The organism is Peptostreptococcus porci (assembly GCF_009695815.1).
Lineage (GTDB): Bacteria > Bacillota > Clostridia > Peptostreptococcales > Peptostreptococcaceae > Peptostreptococcus > Peptostreptococcus porci.
The window spans coordinates 206865-223737 of sequence record NZ_VUNE01000003.1 but is presented as its reverse complement, the minus strand read 5'-3'; the positions used below and the strand labels follow the sequence as shown (position 1 = coordinate 223737).

Annotated in this window: 14 protein-coding genes; 8 read left to right on the top strand and 6 right to left on the bottom strand. The window is 33.3% G+C overall.

Annotation, left to right across the window (positions count from 1 at the left end; translation table 11 throughout):
• Positions 1-27 precede the first annotated feature (27 nt).
• The 5 genes from FYJ71_RS06710 to FYJ71_RS06690 form a co-directional block, all read right to left on the bottom strand.
• Entirely contained in the window at positions 28-1197 is a 1170-nt protein-coding gene (locus FYJ71_RS06710) for a quaternary amine ABC transporter ATP-binding protein (protein ID WP_154538027.1), read from the bottom strand.
• Positions 1197-3071, bottom strand: a complete 1875-nt coding sequence (locus FYJ71_RS06705) for a glycine betaine ABC transporter substrate-binding protein (RefSeq protein WP_154538026.1) — start codon at positions 3069-3071, stop codon at positions 1197-1199. Before FYJ71_RS06705 ends, FYJ71_RS06710 begins: the two co-directional genes overlap by 1 nt.
• A 284-nt stretch (positions 3072-3355) precedes the next feature.
• Positions 3356-5182 carry a glutamine--fructose-6-phosphate transaminase (isomerizing) gene (gene glmS / locus FYJ71_RS06700; protein ID WP_154538025.1) on the bottom strand — a complete coding sequence of 609 codons (1827 nt, stop codon included), beginning with the start codon at positions 5180-5182 and terminating at the stop codon, positions 3356-3358.
• A 293-nt stretch (positions 5183-5475) separates the two neighbouring features.
• Positions 5476-6405 (bottom strand): DMT family transporter, encoded by a 930-nt coding sequence (locus tag FYJ71_RS06695; protein ID WP_154538024.1) that lies wholly within the window; start codon positions 6403-6405, stop codon positions 5476-5478.
• An 11-nt stretch (positions 6406-6416) separates the two neighbouring features.
• The gene (locus tag FYJ71_RS06690) at positions 6417-7838 is read right to left on the bottom strand and encodes a shikimate kinase (RefSeq protein ID WP_154538023.1); all 1422 of its coding nucleotides are present in this window, start codon (positions 7836-7838) and stop codon (positions 6417-6419) included.
• A gap of 294 nt (positions 7839-8132) precedes the next feature.
• Between FYJ71_RS06690 and truA the strand changes: the two genes are divergently transcribed.
• The 7 genes from truA to rpsI all read left to right on the top strand — a co-directional run bounded on the left by truA (position 8133) and on the right by rpsI (position 15746).
• On the top strand, positions 8133-8873 hold the full coding sequence (truA, locus tag FYJ71_RS06685; RefSeq protein ID WP_154538022.1) for a tRNA pseudouridine(38-40) synthase TruA: 741 nt from the start codon (positions 8133-8135) through the stop codon (positions 8871-8873).
• 177 nt (positions 8874-9050) lie between these two features.
• Complete coding sequence (locus tag FYJ71_RS06680; RefSeq protein WP_154538021.1) at positions 9051-10121, top strand: pyridoxal-phosphate-dependent aminotransferase family protein; 1071 nt, start codon at positions 9051-9053, stop codon at positions 10119-10121.
• Between the two features lie 61 nt (positions 10122-10182).
• The gene (locus tag FYJ71_RS06675; RefSeq protein ID WP_154538020.1) at positions 10183-11121 is read left to right on the top strand and encodes a D-2-hydroxyacid dehydrogenase; all 939 of its coding nucleotides are present in this window, start codon (positions 10183-10185) and stop codon (positions 11119-11121) included.
• On the top strand, positions 11121-12350 hold the full coding sequence (locus FYJ71_RS06670) for a DUF1015 domain-containing protein (RefSeq protein WP_154538019.1): 1230 nt from the start codon (positions 11121-11123) through the stop codon (positions 12348-12350). The genes FYJ71_RS06675 and FYJ71_RS06670 overlap by 1 nt, the downstream gene beginning before the upstream one ends.
• Positions 12351-13037: 687 nt before the next feature.
• Positions 13038-14720: an adenine deaminase gene (ade, locus tag FYJ71_RS06665; RefSeq protein ID WP_154538018.1), complete on the top strand. Its 1683-nt coding sequence runs from the start codon at positions 13038-13040 to the stop codon at positions 14718-14720.
• Between the two features lie 177 nt (positions 14721-14897).
• Positions 14898-15329 carry a 50S ribosomal protein L13 gene (rplM, locus tag FYJ71_RS06660; protein WP_091994047.1) on the top strand — a complete coding sequence of 144 codons (432 nt, stop codon included), beginning with the start codon at positions 14898-14900 and terminating at the stop codon, positions 15327-15329.
• Between the two features lie 24 nt (positions 15330-15353).
• Positions 15354-15746, top strand: a complete 393-nt coding sequence (rpsI, locus tag FYJ71_RS06655) for a 30S ribosomal protein S9 (RefSeq protein WP_091994045.1) — start codon at positions 15354-15356, stop codon at positions 15744-15746.
• Between the two features lie 196 nt (positions 15747-15942).
• Here rpsI and FYJ71_RS09925 read toward each other — a convergent pair whose 3' ends face one another.
• A complete protein-coding gene (locus tag FYJ71_RS09925; RefSeq protein ID WP_154538017.1) occupies positions 15943-16092 on the bottom strand; it encodes a hypothetical protein in 150 nt (49 codons plus the stop codon).
• A gap of 325 nt (positions 16093-16417) precedes the next feature.
• On the opposite strand from FYJ71_RS09925, the gene FYJ71_RS06645 reads away from it, so the two are divergent.
• Positions 16418-16816, top strand: coding sequence for an N-acetylmuramoyl-L-alanine amidase (locus FYJ71_RS06645; RefSeq protein WP_154538016.1), 399 nt, complete (start codon positions 16418-16420; stop codon positions 16814-16816).
• The last annotated feature ends 57 nt before the right edge of the window (positions 16817-16873 follow it).

The window sequence follows — 16873 nt, the reverse complement described above, 5'->3', positions numbered from 1 at the left end:
CTATTTAACAAATATTATACAGCCATATTATACTGCTGATAGCACGTCAGCTTTTGTCACGATGCCTACAAGTGTATTGTCATCATCGACCACACCAATCGGATATTTGGCATTTGCTGATAACTCGATAATATCGCTAATTCTTGTATCTGGAGATATTTTATCCACGTTTCCGTTTACGATATCAGCAATCTTTAAATTCTGATTTTTTGCCTTTATGGCTTCTTCAATAGTGATTACGCCAAGATATTCCATATCCTCTGAAACAACATAAGCTGAAGATATACTATTGTTTCTCATGACAGAAATTGCAAATGAAGGACTATCCTTTACCTTTATCAATGAGCTTGGAGATATCATGATGTTCTTTACGCTGATGACCTTCTTCCTGTCAGCATTTTCAATAAAGTTTTGTACATATTCGTTTGCTGGAGAGGTGGTCATCTCTTCTGGCGTTGCAATTTGAATGATTTTTCCGTCTTTCATTATGGCGACTCGGTCTCCGATTTTAAAAGCCTCATTTATGTCATGAGTGATGAATATTATTGTATTATTGACTTTTTTCTTTATTCTGAGCAATTGGAACTGCAAATCTTTCCTTACCAATGGATCTAGAGCAGAGAATGGTTCGTCCATCAACAATATATCAGGACTGTTCGCTAATGCTCTGGCAATACCAACTCTTTGTTTCATACCACCAGATAGGTTATTTATAGGAGTATTTTCCAAGCCATCTAGTCCGACAAGATGTATCATTTCTAGTGCCTTTTTTCTTCTCTCTTCTTTATTCTCACCCTTTATTTCCAATCCATATTCTACATTGCCAATTACATTTCTATGGCTGAGTAATCCGAAATTTTGAAATACCATAGCAATATGGTTTCTCTTATATTCGTACTCTTCTTTTTTACTCATCTTATTTATGTTCTTGCCTTTGAATGTTATCGAACCATAGGTAGGTCTATTTAATAAGTTGAAGCATCTGATTAGTGTAGATTTTCCACAGCCGGAGAGTCCAATAATTACGAAGATTTCACCTTCGTTAATATCGAGATTTATGTTCCATAAAGCCGTTGTAACTCCTGTTTCTTTAAATATTTCAGCCTTGTCTTTACCTTCTTTTCCAAGTTTTACAGCTTGCTTTTTTTCTCCACCGTAAAGCTTATATAAGTCTCTTACCTCTAATATTTTTCCCATTATTTCTTCACCTCATCTCTAACTAGACCCTGTGTTAATCTATCTAGGATAATAGCAATTATTACAACTGCCGAACCCGAGATAATTCCCTTGCCTATTTCAACTCTATTTACACTAATCAAAACATCCATTCCAAGACCAGTGGCACCTATCATAGACGTTGTTACAACCATTGACATAGCCATCATGATTGTCTGATTGATACCAGTCATAATCGTAGGTAGAGCTTGTGGAATTTCAACCTTTACTAGAGATTGGAGTTTTGTTGAACCAAATGATTGAGAAGCCTCAATAACTTCCTTATTTATCTGTCTGATTCCAAGAGATGTCATTCTTATTACAGGTACTATGGCATAAATGGTTGTTGAAATAACTGCCGGAGCCTTACCCAAACCAAAGAATAGTAGAGCTGGTATAAGGTAAACAAACACAGGCATTGTTTGCATAGTGTCTAAGATCGGTCTCATTACTTTGTTTAGCTTATCACTGATAGATACCAAGATACCTATAGGGAAACCAAGTAATAGCGAGATTACTACTGAAGCTATGACAATAGATAAGGTTTCATTCATATGTGACCATAATCCAAAGATACCTATCAGAGATAGAAATAGCACGTACATTAGTGCTTTTCTATGCTTTCTTGAAGCCTTGAAAGACGCATAATATACTGAACACAACAGTACTGGCCATGGTATTATATCCAATATCTTTTGAATAAGAGTAACAAAGCTTAGTAAAAATATTCGAATACCATCAAAAAATCCTTTATGCTTGACGCTGAAGCTTCTGACTGAATTGTCAATGCTGTTAATATCAAAATTTATTCTAATTGGAAAATCATACAACAGTGATGTCAAATTATTGTTATTCGACTCGCCAAGTGATGATTTTATCTTTTCTGCATTATCTTTGCTAAGCCATTTTGTCAACAATTCGGGATGCTTTTTTAGAAACCATTTTGCAGTATTTTCATAATTTTCCTTTGTATCTTGCATATGTGCCAATGCTTCACTTGTAAGATCACTCGATGTTTGGTACTTGCTTAAAAAACTGACAGCATCTTTGTTATTTTTATAGAATTCGTTGCTAACAGCGACCGTTACGTTTACTGAAGGAAGAGCTGTTTCACCATTTCTATATCCAGATTCTGAATAGTCCTTGTCTTTTAGCAAGACGAAATCATATTTACCCATTAGCCAAGTTGGCTCCCAATAATATGCCACAATCGGTTCACCTTTGTCATAGGCAGATGTCAATGCCGCTGATAGAGCTGAGTCCGAACCCGGTCTAAAATAATTATACATTTTATCAAGCTTATAGTGTTTGTATTTGTTGTATAGAATGGTGTCTACATCCCAGCCAGGAATGGCACCATAAATCCGACCTTTTGAAGAATCCTCAGAATCTTTGAAAATACTTGAATACTTTTCCAGATCCCATACATATTCTAGTTCTGGAGCCAGTGGTTTGATACCCTTATCCTTATCTCCTTCAATAACATATCTTGGAACATACAGCCCTTGACGGTTGTCTGCATAATTTGTTCCTAGCTCCTTGAATTTACCATTTTTTTTATCAAGTTTGTAATCGGAAATATTGTCGGTCCATGCCTCCATTATTACGTCAATCTCACCAGATTTCAGAGATTCGTGCATTATTGTAGATGAACCCGGTATTTCTTTCCATGAATAGTCATACAACTCAGACAATATGTACCCTGCAATAGCATTATGTAGCTTTATACTATCCCACCCTGAATCAGCGAAAACAATTTCCTTTTCTTCGGCAAATGCTCTTGAAAAAATATTTGGCAGTAAAAGAAAGCTACTGACGACTATCAGTGTAAAAAAAATTCTTATTGCTTTTCTCATAATGGAACCTCCTCAAAAATATTAAATTGTATCGATAAAAATAATTGAAAACAATTTATAACATTATACAATATAAAAAAAATAGGGTCAAATTGCGCAGAGTTTATCATTATTAGTTAGATTACTAATAATAAATAACTTTAGAGCAATAAGACCCTTATACTACTTAAAAAAGTTAATTAAATTATCTATAATAAGTTTTTTTACTTTTTTGATTTTTAATATTTTTTTGTATCAAAAACTGATATCAATTTTTAGTTCAATTTTTGTTTTATATTGTAAATTTATTCAACAGTTACTGACTTTGCAAGGTTTCTAGGCTTGTCCACATCCAATCCTCTCTTTGAAGAAACTGTCAACGCCAATAGCTGCATAGGTATAACAGCAATTATTGGAGAAAGTATATCCTCACTATCTGGTATGTAAATAACTCTATTGGATACTTTTTCAACCTCTTTGTTGTGCTTTTGAGAAATAGCAACTACATATGCACCTCTTGCCCTCACTTCTTCCATATTTGAAACCATTTTTTCAAAAAGATTCTGCTGAGTTGCTATCGAAATAATCGGTGTTCCATCTTCGACCAATGCAATTGTACCATGTTTCAGTTCACCGGCAGCAAATGCTTCTGCATGAATATAAGATATTTCCTTTAGTTTCAAAGAACCTTCCATTGCAAGAGCATAGTCAACGCCTCTTCCCAAGAAGAAAGCGTGCTCAGAACCCACTATTTCATCTGCTATTACGTTGATATAATCTCTGTTGTCTAATACTTCTTGAACCTTTGATGGTATTTCTTTCATTTTATCAATAATATCGAAGTATTCTGCTTCAGAAATCTTTTCCATTTCAAGGGCAAAGTTTAAGGCTATCATATATAGTGCGACTATCTGAGTAGTATATGCCTTTGTTGATGCTACGGCAATTTCTGGACCAGCCCAAGTATAGAATACATCATCTGCTTCTCTGGCAATAGATGATCCTACTACATTTGTAACTGCTAGAACTCTTGCACCCTTCTTTTTGGAATCTCTTAAAACTGCAAGTGTGTCGGCAGTTTCACCAGATTGACTTACCAAAATAACCAAGGTTTTTTCGTCTACAAAGTTTTGGTTATATCTAAATTCTGATGCTATATCAGTAATTACAGGTATTCCCATCCATTTTTGCATAGCAGTTTTTCCTAAAATTCCTGCATTGTATGCCGTACCACAAGCTATTATATAAATCTTATTAATGTAGTCAAGGTATGATTTGTCTATATGAATGTCATCTAATACTATTTTTCCAGACTCATCAAGTCTTCTTTCCAGTGTATGTTTAATTCCGTCCGGCTGTTCAAAGATTTCCTTTTCCATAAAGCAATCATAACCACCTTTTTCAGCCGATTCTATATCCCATGTAACATGAATTAGCGGTTTATCTACTTCATTTCTTTCAGAGTCGTAAATCTTGACTTTGTTATCTTTTACATGGACGATTTCTCCATTGTCAAGATAATATACGTCTCTTGTATATTTTAATAGGGCAGGAATATCTGACGCAATAAATGCTTCATCTTCCCCTAATCCAGCTATAAGAGGGCTATCCTTTCTTACAGCTACCAATTCATTGTCGTGGTCTGCCGAAACTATGCAAAGTGCATAAGCTCCTCTTAAATCGGAAATAGTTTTAAAAACAGCATCCAATAGGTTTCCTTCGTAATATTTGTCTAAAAGGTGAACTACCACCTCTGTATCAGTTTTTGATTTAAAAACAACACCTTCAGCTTCTAATTGCTCTCTTAGTTGCAGGTAGTTTTCGATAATACCATTGTGAACCACTGCTAGTGTCATATCCTTATTGAAATGAGGATGCGCATTCGCATCTGATGGTTCACCATGAGTTGCCCATCTAGTATGACCTATACCAACATTACCGATTACATTGTCTTTTTCAAGATTGTCAGCCAAAACAGCAAGTCTTCCCTTGAATTTTCTTATTTCTAAATTATCTCCAGTATTGATTGCAATACCAGCCGAGTCATAACCTCTGTACTCCAATTTAGCCAATCCATCCACGATAACGTCAGATGCATTTCTTTTTCCTAAATAACCAACGATTCCACACATATTTTGTTCCTCCAAAACTTTTTAATATATTTTTTTGGAACAAGTCTGCTACGTGAATTTCACTTTGTGCCTAGATCACTCTGGGTTTTGTTGAAATCCTGACGATGGTAGAACACCGCGAAGCACCCGCCTAAAATTCGAAAACTTCGTCCTCGTTAACTGGTATCGACCAGTATGGCGCTAGGTAATATAATATTACCTTTAGATTATTTTCTTTTTTTAGAAAATAATTATAAATAGACTTGTCCACTTAATATTTTACAAATAAAACTTAATTTATACTTACTTTTTGTCTACGAGGTAGTTCTAGTAAGGTGTGACGCTAATTGTTTGATATCCAATTCCATAGCAAATACGGACAATATGACAATAAAAGCTCCAATAAATTGTATCGGTTTCATATTTTCACCGAATACGAAAAATGCTATTATGCTGGCAAAAACAGGTTCCAGTGCTACCATCATGCTTGGAAGTGCAGTGCCTATATATTGCGTCGATTTCACATAGAAGGTATTCGCTACAAATGTAGATAGTGCACCAATAGATAGTATATTTGCCAAGTAGAAAAGCATATTGGATGACGTTGTAACCTTCATTATCATTTTTGCTGGATCTATAAAAAACAACAGACAAATCGAGGCACTCCAGAAACCATAAAGTAAGATTGATGATTTAGATATCTTATTTTCGACAAACTTTGGCAATACAATCTGAAGTGCAAAGGTCATCCCGTTTCCAACACCGGTGATTATTCCAATCATATCTAGATTATTTCCACCTGTTGAAAAAATATCTATAATGCACATACAGCCAAAAATGCAAAATCCAATTATCACTGTAGTTTTGGCTGAAATCCTTTCTTTAAAAAATACATAATTAAAAAATGTTACCCAAATCGGATTTGAAAACATTAGTATTGTAGCTACAGAAATCGGAATTCTAGAGACCGATATGCTGTATAGAGAGATTCCAAATGAAAATGTCAGCAGCCCATAAAAAGAGCAAAATAATAAACCCTTGAAATTTATCTTGAAGCTGTTCTTATCTGTTGCCATGACAAAAAAAGTTGTAAGTATGGCAGAGGTAAAGGTTCTGATAAATGCTATTTCCATTGACGTATAGGATATTTGGTTCAAAAATCTACTTGAAATCCCCATAATGCCCCAAAATAATGTGGCAAAAATCATCATTAAAATTCCTTTTTTCTTATTGATATCGTTCATATATTCTTAACTTAATAATCTTCCTCTTTGCTAGCCAACACTTTCAATGCATTTTCTACCAAATCGTTTATAGAACCATCATTTACTATTTTGTAGTTGCAAAGCGAAGAATAATAGTCCTTCCTTTCTTTATAAATTTCATAAATTCTATTGGGGTTGTCCTTTAATAAAGGTCTGTCTTGTAAATTTACATCTGACAATATGTCCTCACAAGACCTATCGATATATATTACGTTTGACTTTTTTGACAAAAGCTCTCTATTTTCAGGTGTGACAACTACGCCACCGCCAGTGGAAATTACAGTGTTTTTTGCCATTGAAGCCTCTTGTAGTGACAATTTTTCAATTTTCCTAAATTCAGACTCACCGAGTAAAAATATTTCAGATATTTTCATATTTGTTTTCGATTCGATATAGTCATCCAAATCAATAAAATTAAAGTCTAATTTTTTTGATAGTGACTTGCCTAGTGTGGTTTTTCCAGAGCCTGGAAGCCCTATAATGAATATGGGGTCTTTGGTTAAATCCGAATCTCCCTTTATCTTTGAAATTACGGAAAACTTTGAGTCGAAATGTGCAAAAATATCATTTTTTTGTGAGATAGTCATTTCAATTCCAGTCCAAATTTCTATGGCTTTTATGGCTTGATAAACTAGCATCTTCAAGCCATTAATTACAGTCAGTCCGGCATTTTCTGCACATATCAAAAAAGATGTTCGTATAGGCATATATATCAAGTCGAGAGCCAATTTGAAATTTTTGAAAACATATGGTGATACTGGGCAGTTACGTATATTTGGGTGCATTCCTATTGGAGTTGTGTTTATAATACCGAAGCCACTTATATTATATATGTCAGAATAGGAAATGAACTCTATTTTTTCATTGATATTACACTCTTTTATTTGCGCATTCTCATACGATTTTGCTTGTGTATTTTCATATAGTTTTGTTTGTTCATTATCAATCAATTTTTTATGCAATTCTTTTTTCCTTGTCGCTACAAAAACTCTTTCAGCATTATTGTCTATGAGATACTGTATGACGGTTTTCGCAGCACCACCATATCCCAAAACCAAAAAAGATTTGCCAGAAATATTGTAGTGTTTCAGTGTTTCAGAAAGTCCATAGTAGTCTGTATTATATCCAAACAGCTTTCCATTTTCGGATTTGATGGTATTTACTGATCCAATTCTTTGTGCTTTTTCATCCAAAAAATCTAGGTAGGGCAAGACCTTTTCCTTGTAAGGGATTGTAACATTTGCGTTGATATCAAATTTTGATAATTTTTCAATATATTTTTGAAGCTCATTTTCTCTAAACTCAGCTAATTCATAGGTGGACTCATAGCCGATAATATTGTAGATATATTTATGAATTTCTGGTGATAGCGAATGAGAAAGAGTACTCCCAAACAACATATTTTTTTTCATACCTTTGCCTCTCGTGAAAATATTTTTAGTTTATTTATAAATATTATTATATCATTGTTAGAACCTATTCAGATACAGAAATTTATGTTAAATATACAGTATTTTTAAAAATATACTAAAAAAACAGTCTTAAATGAGATATAATTACTTATACAACGAGAATAAAGCAAAAGAGAGAAGAAAAAAATTTATACGATTAGAATCAAATAAAATAAAGAGAAGCAAATAAAAACTATACGATTAGAATCAAATAAAAAGAGAGAAGTAAATAAATTTGGGAAATGGATAGAATATATGAGTGAAAAAAATATCAAAATAATAGTTGCATATAATGGTAAAAATTTTAATGGTTGGCAGAAGCAAAAGGATAGTTTGGGGATTCAAGGTGAATTGGAATTTGCTTGCAAATCTGTATTCAGTTTGAAGGATATCGAAGTTATTGGATCTGGTAGAACCGATGCAGGTGTTCACGCATTGGGTCAAGTGGCAAATTTTAAGGTTGATACGACAATTCCGACTGAAAAATTTCCAGAGATATTGAATAACAGACTGCCCAAAGATATATCAGTGTTAAGTGCTGAAGAAGTGGCTGGGGATTTCCATTCCAGACATACTGCAAAAAGAAAAACATATAGGTATCAAATATACAGATCGAAAATTAGAAGTCCCTTCTTGAAGGATATATCGTATCAGGTAAAATATGACCTCGATGTTGAAAAGATGAAAAGAGAAGTCAAGTTTCTAATCGGAAAACATGATTTTTGTGGGTTTATGAGTTCCGGTTCGTCAATAAAAAATACTGTGAGAGAAATATTTGATGCCAGCGTTTTTGAACAGGATGAGCTGTTGATTATTGAAGTCTGTGGAAGTGGTTTTTTATATAATATGGTTAGAATTATCGCGGGAACAATGGTTGATATAGGTAGGGGAAAAATAGATGAGAGCATGAAACAAATAATAGAGTCCAAAGATAGAGGAAGGGCTGGACATACCGCACCACCACAGGGGCTATTTTTAAAATATGTGGAGTATTAATGATATTAATGAAAATTGAATATAAAATACCTTATTTTTGAATGATTTTGATTTTGTTTAAAAATATTTTCAAGAAATAATGTCGATTTTTTTGTGAAAAACATATAAAAAACTATTGACATTATTTTTTTATTGATGTATCATGTAAATAATTTATCGAAAAAAGGAGGCGAAACAATGACTAGGAAGTTGTTTATTCCTGGGCCTATCGATGTTAGAGATGACGTCCTTCAAAAGATGGCGACACCGATGATAGGTCACAGAAGCAAAGATGCTAGTGTTCTTCAAGAATCAATTAGCAAAAAGTTACAGAAATTATTCTATACAGAAAGCGAAATACTTCTATCCACATCCTCAGGATCTGGCTTGATGGAAGGTGCAATAAGATCCTGCACATCCAAGAAAGCAGCTGTGTTCTCCTGTGGCGCATTTGGCGACAGATGGTATAAAATGGCAGTGACTAATAATGTCAAGGCTGATTTGTACAAAGTGGATATGGGAAAAGCGATAGATCCAGAAATGGTGGACAGGGTTCTAGCAACTGGCGAATACGATTTGATAACAATTCAGCACAACGAAACTTCTACAGGGATTACAAATCCAGTTGAGGAAATCGCCGAAGTTGTAAGAAAATACGACAACATTGTATTTTGTGTCGATGCAGTAAGTTCTGCAGGTGGTGTAAAAATCGAGGTTGATAAGCTTGGAATAGACATCTTGATTACATCAACTCAAAAAGCATTAGGTCTACCACCCGGTATGTCAATATGTACTTTTTCTGAAAAGGCTATTAGAAGAGCTGGAACAGTAGAATTTAGAGGTACTTATTTAGACTTGCTGGATATCTATAAATATTTGAAAAAGAAAAATTATCAATACCCGTCAACTCCTTCAATATCTCACATGTACGCATTAGATTATCAACTTGACAATATCTTAAATGAAGGTCTGGATAACAGATTCGAAAGGCATCAAGCGATGGCAGAAACAGTAAGAGCTTGGGCTATCAAACATTTTAAAATTTTTACTGATCAAAATCATTTGTCTAACACTTTAACAGTCATAGAGAACAATCAAAATATAAACGTATCACAGCTAAATTCAAAATTAATGGAAAAAGGAATGCAAATTGCCAATGGATATGGCGATTTAAAAGAAAAAACATTTAGAATATCACATATGGGAGACTATCAAATTGAAGATATTCAAAATTTATTAAATACAATTGATGAGATATTAGGATTTTAATTAATTTATATGATTAAATTCTAGATTTTTAAACAATTTATATTAGACGGAGGATTTTAAAATGAAAAAGATATTGATAACAGACGGAATGGACATAAATGCAGTAAATAATTTGATGGAAATGGGTTATGATGTTGAACAACGATTTTATGACGAAGAAGAATTAAAAGAAAAAATAAAAAATATAGATGTTATTGTAGTTAGATCTGCAACAAAAATAAGAGAAAATATTATTGATGAGGCTGCCAAAACTGGTAGATTGAAATTGATAATAAGAGGTGGCGTTGGTTTGGATAATATTGATGTAGAATATGCTAGAAATAGAGGTATCGTAGTAAGAAACACTCCTTTTGCAAGTGCAAATGCAGTTGCCGAGCTAGTGCTATGCGAAATGCTTGTCTTGGCAAGGAATGTAAAGATAGCAAATTTGAAATTAGGAGAGGGTATTTGGGATAAGAAAAATCTAAAAGGCAGTGAAATTAATGGAAAAACTTTGGGACTTGTCGGATTTGGAAATATTGCCAGAGCTCTTGCAGATAAAGCACATAAACTTGGTATGGATATTATATACACAGATATTGTACGATGTGAAGAAAAAGAAGATATATTCAAATTCGCAACGTTTGAAGAAATATTAAAAAATGCCGACTATATAACTGTTCATACTCCATTGACAGCGGATACGAAATATATGTTTAATGAAAATTGCTTTGATATGATGAAAGATACTGCTTTTTTTATCAATTGTGCGAGAGGTGGAATAGTAGAGGAAAATGATTTGCTACGAGCAATCGATGCTGGAAGTATTGCAGGAGCAGCCTTAGACTGCTTTGAAAATGAACCATTGCCTTTGAGGGAGCTGATTACAAATCCAAAAGTGACTGTCACTCCACACATTGGAGCATCAACAGAGGAGGCACAAGCACGAATAGCTGAAGAAATAGTCACGATAATAGAGGATTACTTTCAAATAAATAATGTTGTTGGAGGAGTGATGTAATGGTAGCAGTAAAACCTTTTAGAGCTTTAAGACCCGATAAGAAAATAGTTCATAAGGTGGCAGAATTACCGTATGATACGATGAATACTGAAGAGGCTCTTAAGATAGCTAAAAATAACGAGTTTTCATATTTGAGAATAGATAGAGCAGAGATTGAATTACCCCCTGATACGGATATACATTCTGCAAAGGTATATGAAAAAGCTAGAGAAAACTTGGAAAAATTTATAAAAAAGGGTGTGTTTATTCAAGATGAAGAGCCGCATTTATATATATACAGAGAAACTATGGGTTCAAGAGAGCAGATAGGAATAGTTGGCTGTGTTTCTGTAGATGACAGCTTAAATGGCATCATAAAAAAACACGAACATACAAAGCCTGATAAGGTTCAGGATAGAATCAATCATATTAGATATTGTGGGGCGAATACTGGAACAATTCTATTGACATACGACAAAAATGATACGATAGATAAAATAGTCGAATTGAAACTAAAAGAAGCTCCAGAATATGATTTCATTTCAAACGATAAAATTAGACATACAGTCTGGATGTTAAATGAGAAGGAAACTGACATGGTTGAGAACGCATTTAAAACAGTGAAAAATCTGTATATTGCTGACGGTCATCATCGATCAAAAGCAGCACAAGAGTATGCACTAGAAAAAAGAAAGGAAAATCCAAATTTTGATGGAACTGAGGAATTTAACTTCTATTTGGCGATGATAGCTCCAAAGGAAAATCTATATGTCATGGATTACAATAGAGTTGTCGAGGATCTTAATGGATTGGATGCTAAAACTTTTATTAATTATATAGAAGAAAACTTTGAAATATTTAAGGAAAAAACACCGTATAAGCCTTCAAACAAGTACAATTATGGGATGTATTTAGATGGAGATTGGTATAGGCTGAGATTCAAAAATACTGACAAGCTAGACAATCCAAAAGCGAGATTAGATGTTAGTGTATTGCATGATTTTTTGATTGAGCCAATATTGGGAATAAATCAGCCTCAAAAAGATAATAGAATAGACTTTATCGGTGGAATTAGAGGTGTAGAGGAAATACAAAAAAGAGTAGATGGTGGCATGAGAGTAGGTTTTTCATTGTACCCAACATCAATTGAAGAACTGATGAAAATTGCGGATATGGATGATGTAATGCCTGCAAAATCAACGTGGTTTGAGCCAAAAGTAAGATGTGGATTATTTTTACATATGTTGTAATCCAATGATTTTTGTATGAGGTAGAAAGATATCAAAAGATAAATCGGTTGACATTTGTTCTTCAATGAAAGAGATCAAATAGATTATAAAGCTATAAGTAATTTGGGCGTGTATAAAAATATGCGCCCCATTTTAATGGAAATTTGAGAAATAATGCAAAAATTTCCGATTTAAAAGCATTTTTTGCCATTGTATTGAAAAATAGTTTTTGAGTGATATAGTTAAATTGATATTATAATAACAATATGTATCGAATATTATTTAATGATATTTTATGGAGGATTTATGAAAACGAGTAGGAGAATTTCTATTATTTTGGGATTAACTATGTTATTTTCAAGTATTATTCGTATAATGTTTAATCTTTCTTATTTTATCGATGTATTCCTTTCCTATTTCAGATTGTTTCTCATAAAATTCCACTTGTTTACTCAATAATATAAAAATATATCTGCTTGGTACAATATTATTTTCTAAAAATATATTTGAAACACTGTTTTTAAATAGGATATTTATACGAATATATAGTTGTAAAATAAAGAATTATTTATATTGATTAAAAATAATAATTGTGAACCAGAACTATGCATTGTATATGGTTTATTAATCTTAAGGATTGAAAAAATACCTATTATTTATTATAATCTTTTTAACTAGAATTAGAAAAAATAACAAGGGAGGTATGCTATGAAGATTACGGATTATAAAAAGCTAGTGGATTATACTTTGGGCAATAAAAAATCTGAGTTGGTTTTAAAAGATATAAACATTTTAATGGTTCAATCAGGAGAAATAATTAAATCAGATTTAGCGATTCAAGATGGATATATAGTTGGAATAGGAGAATATAGCGGAGAGATTGAGTTTGACGGTTCTGATAAATTTGTTTCTCCTGGGTTTGTGGATTCGCATCTTCATTTTGAATCAACAATGACAAATCCAAATGAGCTAGTGTATCATGCATCTTTGAGTGGAACGACAACATTTATAGCTGATCCTCACGAAGCTGCAAATGTCAGTGGCTCAATAGGTATAAAATATATCCTAGATTCTACAGAGAATTCTTGTGCTGACGTATACATAATGATGCCTTCTTGTGTTCCGGCAAAAGATAGTGAGGACTCCGGCTTCGTAATGAATGCTCAAGATATGAAGCAATTGATGTATCATCCTAGAATTCTTGGATTAGGCGAGGTAATGGATTGCGGTTCAGTTATTAATCTAAAGCCATCTATGTTGAATAAACTGGAGCTTTTTCAAAATATGCCAATAGATGGACACGCTCTGGGACTAAAGCTAAAAAATCTATCTGCTTATGCAATGGCAAATATTTCATCGGATCATGAGTGTTCAACATATGAAGAAGCTATAGCAATTGTTAGAAATGGACTGTTTGCACATATTAGAGAGGGATCGGCAGCTAAAAATCTTGAAAAAATTGTTAAAGGAATAATAGAAAATAATACAGATACGACGAGATTTACATTTTGTACGGATGATAAGCATATTGAAGATATCAAAAAGGACGGTCATATTTCCTTTAATATTAGAAAAGCAATTTCTTTGGGAATGCCACCAATAGCTGCGTATAAAATTGCAACGTATAACCCCGCTCAGTGTTATTCTTTAAAAGATATTGGTATGATTTCGCCAGGAAAAAAAGCAAATCTAGTAATTTTGGATGATCTTGAGAATGTAAAAATAAATTCAGTTTTATATAATGGAAGGTTTATCAGAGAAGACTATGATTATGGGTATACTCAGGATATTGAAAATCTTCCAAAATCAATAGTTGAAACTGTTCATGCGGATTGGTTTGAAAAATCTATGCTCAAGGTTAAAAATAGCACATATGGAATTCAGCTAGTGAAAAACGAATTATTGACAAAAAAGGTAAAGGTTTCTGAACATACTCAAAGTAAGAGTAATAAAGTTGTAGTAGTTGAAAGGCATCATGATACAAAAAAATATCATTCTTCAATGGTATTTGGATACGGAATAGAAAATGGAGCAGTTGCTTCAAGTGTTTCACATGACTCGCACAACATTATTGTCGTTGGAGATAATGATGAAGATATGATGATTGCACTGGAATGTATTAAAGAGATGAATGGCGGGTATGTATTGGTTGAAAATGGAAAAGTATATGAAAGGCTGCCTCTACCAATAATGGGATTGATTAGTGATTTGAATAGTGATAAGGTAAATGAAAGATTGCATAGAATGATAAAAAAAGCACATGAAATGGGAGTAGAGGCTGGAATTGAGCCGTTTATTTCATTATCATTTATAGCATTACCAGTTATACCGGAAGTTAGAATAACGACAAACGGGCTTTATGACGTAGTGGAAGATTGTTATCTGGAATAGCGGATATTTTGGATATAAATTCGATGGAAAAATATTCTTAAAATAATAGCCATAAGTATTGACAAATACACGTTTGGATAGTAAAATATACAAGAATGCGTTAATAAGTCCACTTTTGCCCCGGACTTTACATAGACATTATAAGATTAGACAATGGAAAAGTTAAGGAGGGTCTTTATGAAGAGTTTTATAGCTAAGCCAGCTGAAGTTAAGAGAGACTGGTATGTAGTTGATGCTGAAGGAAAGACATTAGGTCGTTTGGCAAGTGAAATAGCACTAGTATTAAGAGGAAAAAATAAACCAACATTTACACCACACGTTGATGGTGGAGATTTTGTAATAGTATTGAATGCTGATAAAGTTGTTCTTACTGGAAAGAAGCTTACTCAGAAGTTCTACAGATATCACACTGGTTATGTAGGTGGATTAAAGGAAATTTCTTACAAAGAAATGATGGAAAAGAAGCCAGAAGAAGTTGTTGCTCATGCAGTTAGCGGAATGCTTCCAAAAAACAAACTAAGAGCTAGAATGATGACTAGACTAAGAGTTTATAGAGGCGCTGAACATCCACATGCAGCACAGAACCCACAGGTTTTAAACGTTAAGTAGGATATCGAGAGGAGGAATTAATTAATGGCTAATGTACAATATTACGGAACAGGAAGAAGAAAGCATTCTGTAGCTAGAGTTAGACTTGTAGCTGGAGAAGGTAACATAAAAGTAAACGGTAGAGATCTTGAAGAATACTTCAACTATGAAACTTTGATAAGAGACGTAAAGCAACCACTTGTTTTGACTGGAAATGAAAACAAGTATGATGCGATCGTAAAGGTTGAAGGTGGCGGATTCACTGGACAGGCTGGTGCAATTAGACACGGAATTTCAAGAGCTTTGTTAAAAGCTGATGAAGAATTAAGAGGAACTTTAAAGGCAGAAGGATTCTTGACAAGAGATTCAAGAATGAAAGAAAGAAAGAAATATGGTCTTAAGGCTGCCAGAAGAGCTCCACAGTTCTCTAAGAGATAGGGAATACCCAATTTTAAGACAATTATCAAACCCCGATACAGCAATGTATTCGGGGTTTTTCAATGGTTGTAGGTATTTGCAATCTTTGAATACGTTCGTATAAAAGCGCCTGTTTTTATTTACGTTAGTAACACGTTAGTAACAAAATTTTTATAGAAAAAAAGTGTTATCCGGATAACACTTTTACTCAAATTTTTTAAATTTTTTTGCTCTTGTTTATTGCTAATCTTAGTTCATCAAGTTTTCTAACATGAATTATTTTTGTATTAGTTATATTATTAATGTAACCATCTTTTAGCTCTATTATATACCCATTTTCTTTTGAATACTTAGCTGCCTTTATCATAATGCGATATTTTTTTGGTATTTGCCATTTATTTAAAAGATATATCTAAATTACTGCAAAGAGAAATTTAGAGTGCACTTGTGATGCAGTAGTTTGCCCTGAAGGCAGATTTACCAACTGGACACAAGAAAAAAGCTATAAACTTCCAATAGCAAATTCAGTTAAATATGATTTGATATGTGAACTATACCTAAACGCTTCTAATGGACAGGGACAGATTTATATTATTCTGGAGATAAAAAGGGCTCTGAGATAGCTGTTAGGGGAGTTAGTGCTTTATCTAAGCTAGGATTTAAAAATAGAGGGGCAAAGATCTAGGGGAGATTTGTATATTATTGCACAAACTAATCCAACAGCAGTATTATTTGAATCGTTTTTCTGTGACAATAAAAAAGACTGTGATTTAGCAAATGAGCTAGGATATGAGAAAATAGCCAAAGCAATATATTATGGTCTGGTTGGAAACGTTAAAGAAAATAAAGAAACAATTAAGGAGTCTAATAAAGTAAATAAGCCTAAAATCGTAATATACAAATCACAAGGCGACAAAGATGGCGCTAGTTTGATTGCATGGAAGTTAAACTGTGAGATGATATCGGATGATGGTACAATTCACACTGAAAAATACGACGGTAAGGATAAGTATGAGATTGTCTATGTTGGCTCTGGAAAAGATATATGGGACAGTTTTATGCAGATAGCAAAGAAGGATAATTTATTGTAAATGAATGGAGGGGCATTTTCCCCTCTTTTTTAGTTATCAGATATTTTTATATTTAAT

What these genes read in the sequence shown, in the direction of transcription:
- FYJ71_RS09925 (WP_154538017.1), bottom strand. Translation starts at nt 16,092, where the DNA reads ATGATAAAGGCAGCTAAGTATTCAAAAGAAAATGGGTATATAATAGAG.
- ade (WP_154538018.1), top strand. Translation starts at nt 13,038, where the DNA reads ATGAAGATTACGGATTATAAAAAGCTAGTGGATTATACTTTGGGCAAT.
- truA (WP_154538022.1), top strand. Translation starts at nt 8,133, where the DNA reads ATGAGTGAAAAAAATATCAAAATAATAGTTGCATATAATGGTAAAAAT.
- FYJ71_RS06670 (WP_154538019.1), top strand. Translation starts at nt 11,121, where the DNA reads ATGGTAGCAGTAAAACCTTTTAGAGCTTTAAGACCCGATAAGAAAATA.
- FYJ71_RS06705 (WP_154538026.1), bottom strand. Translation starts at nt 3,071, where the DNA reads ATGAGAAAAGCAATAAGAATTTTTTTTACACTGATAGTCGTCAGTAGC.
- glmS (WP_154538025.1), bottom strand. Translation starts at nt 5,182, where the DNA reads ATGTGTGGAATCGTTGGTTATTTAGGAAAAAGAAATGCATCTGACGTT.
- rpsI (WP_091994045.1), top strand. Translation starts at nt 15,354, where the DNA reads ATGGCTAATGTACAATATTACGGAACAGGAAGAAGAAAGCATTCTGTA.
- FYJ71_RS06675 (WP_154538020.1), top strand. Translation starts at nt 10,183, where the DNA reads ATGAAAAAGATATTGATAACAGACGGAATGGACATAAATGCAGTAAAT.
- rplM (WP_091994047.1), top strand. Translation starts at nt 14,898, where the DNA reads ATGAAGAGTTTTATAGCTAAGCCAGCTGAAGTTAAGAGAGACTGGTAT.
- FYJ71_RS06680 (WP_154538021.1), top strand. Translation starts at nt 9,051, where the DNA reads ATGACTAGGAAGTTGTTTATTCCTGGGCCTATCGATGTTAGAGATGAC.
- FYJ71_RS06695 (WP_154538024.1), bottom strand. Translation starts at nt 6,405, where the DNA reads ATGAACGATATCAATAAGAAAAAAGGAATTTTAATGATGATTTTTGCC.
- FYJ71_RS06690 (WP_154538023.1), bottom strand. Translation starts at nt 7,838, where the DNA reads ATGAAAAAAAATATGTTGTTTGGGAGTACTCTTTCTCATTCGCTATCA.
- FYJ71_RS06710 (WP_154538027.1), bottom strand. Translation starts at nt 1,197, where the DNA reads ATGGGAAAAATATTAGAGGTAAGAGACTTATATAAGCTTTACGGTGGA.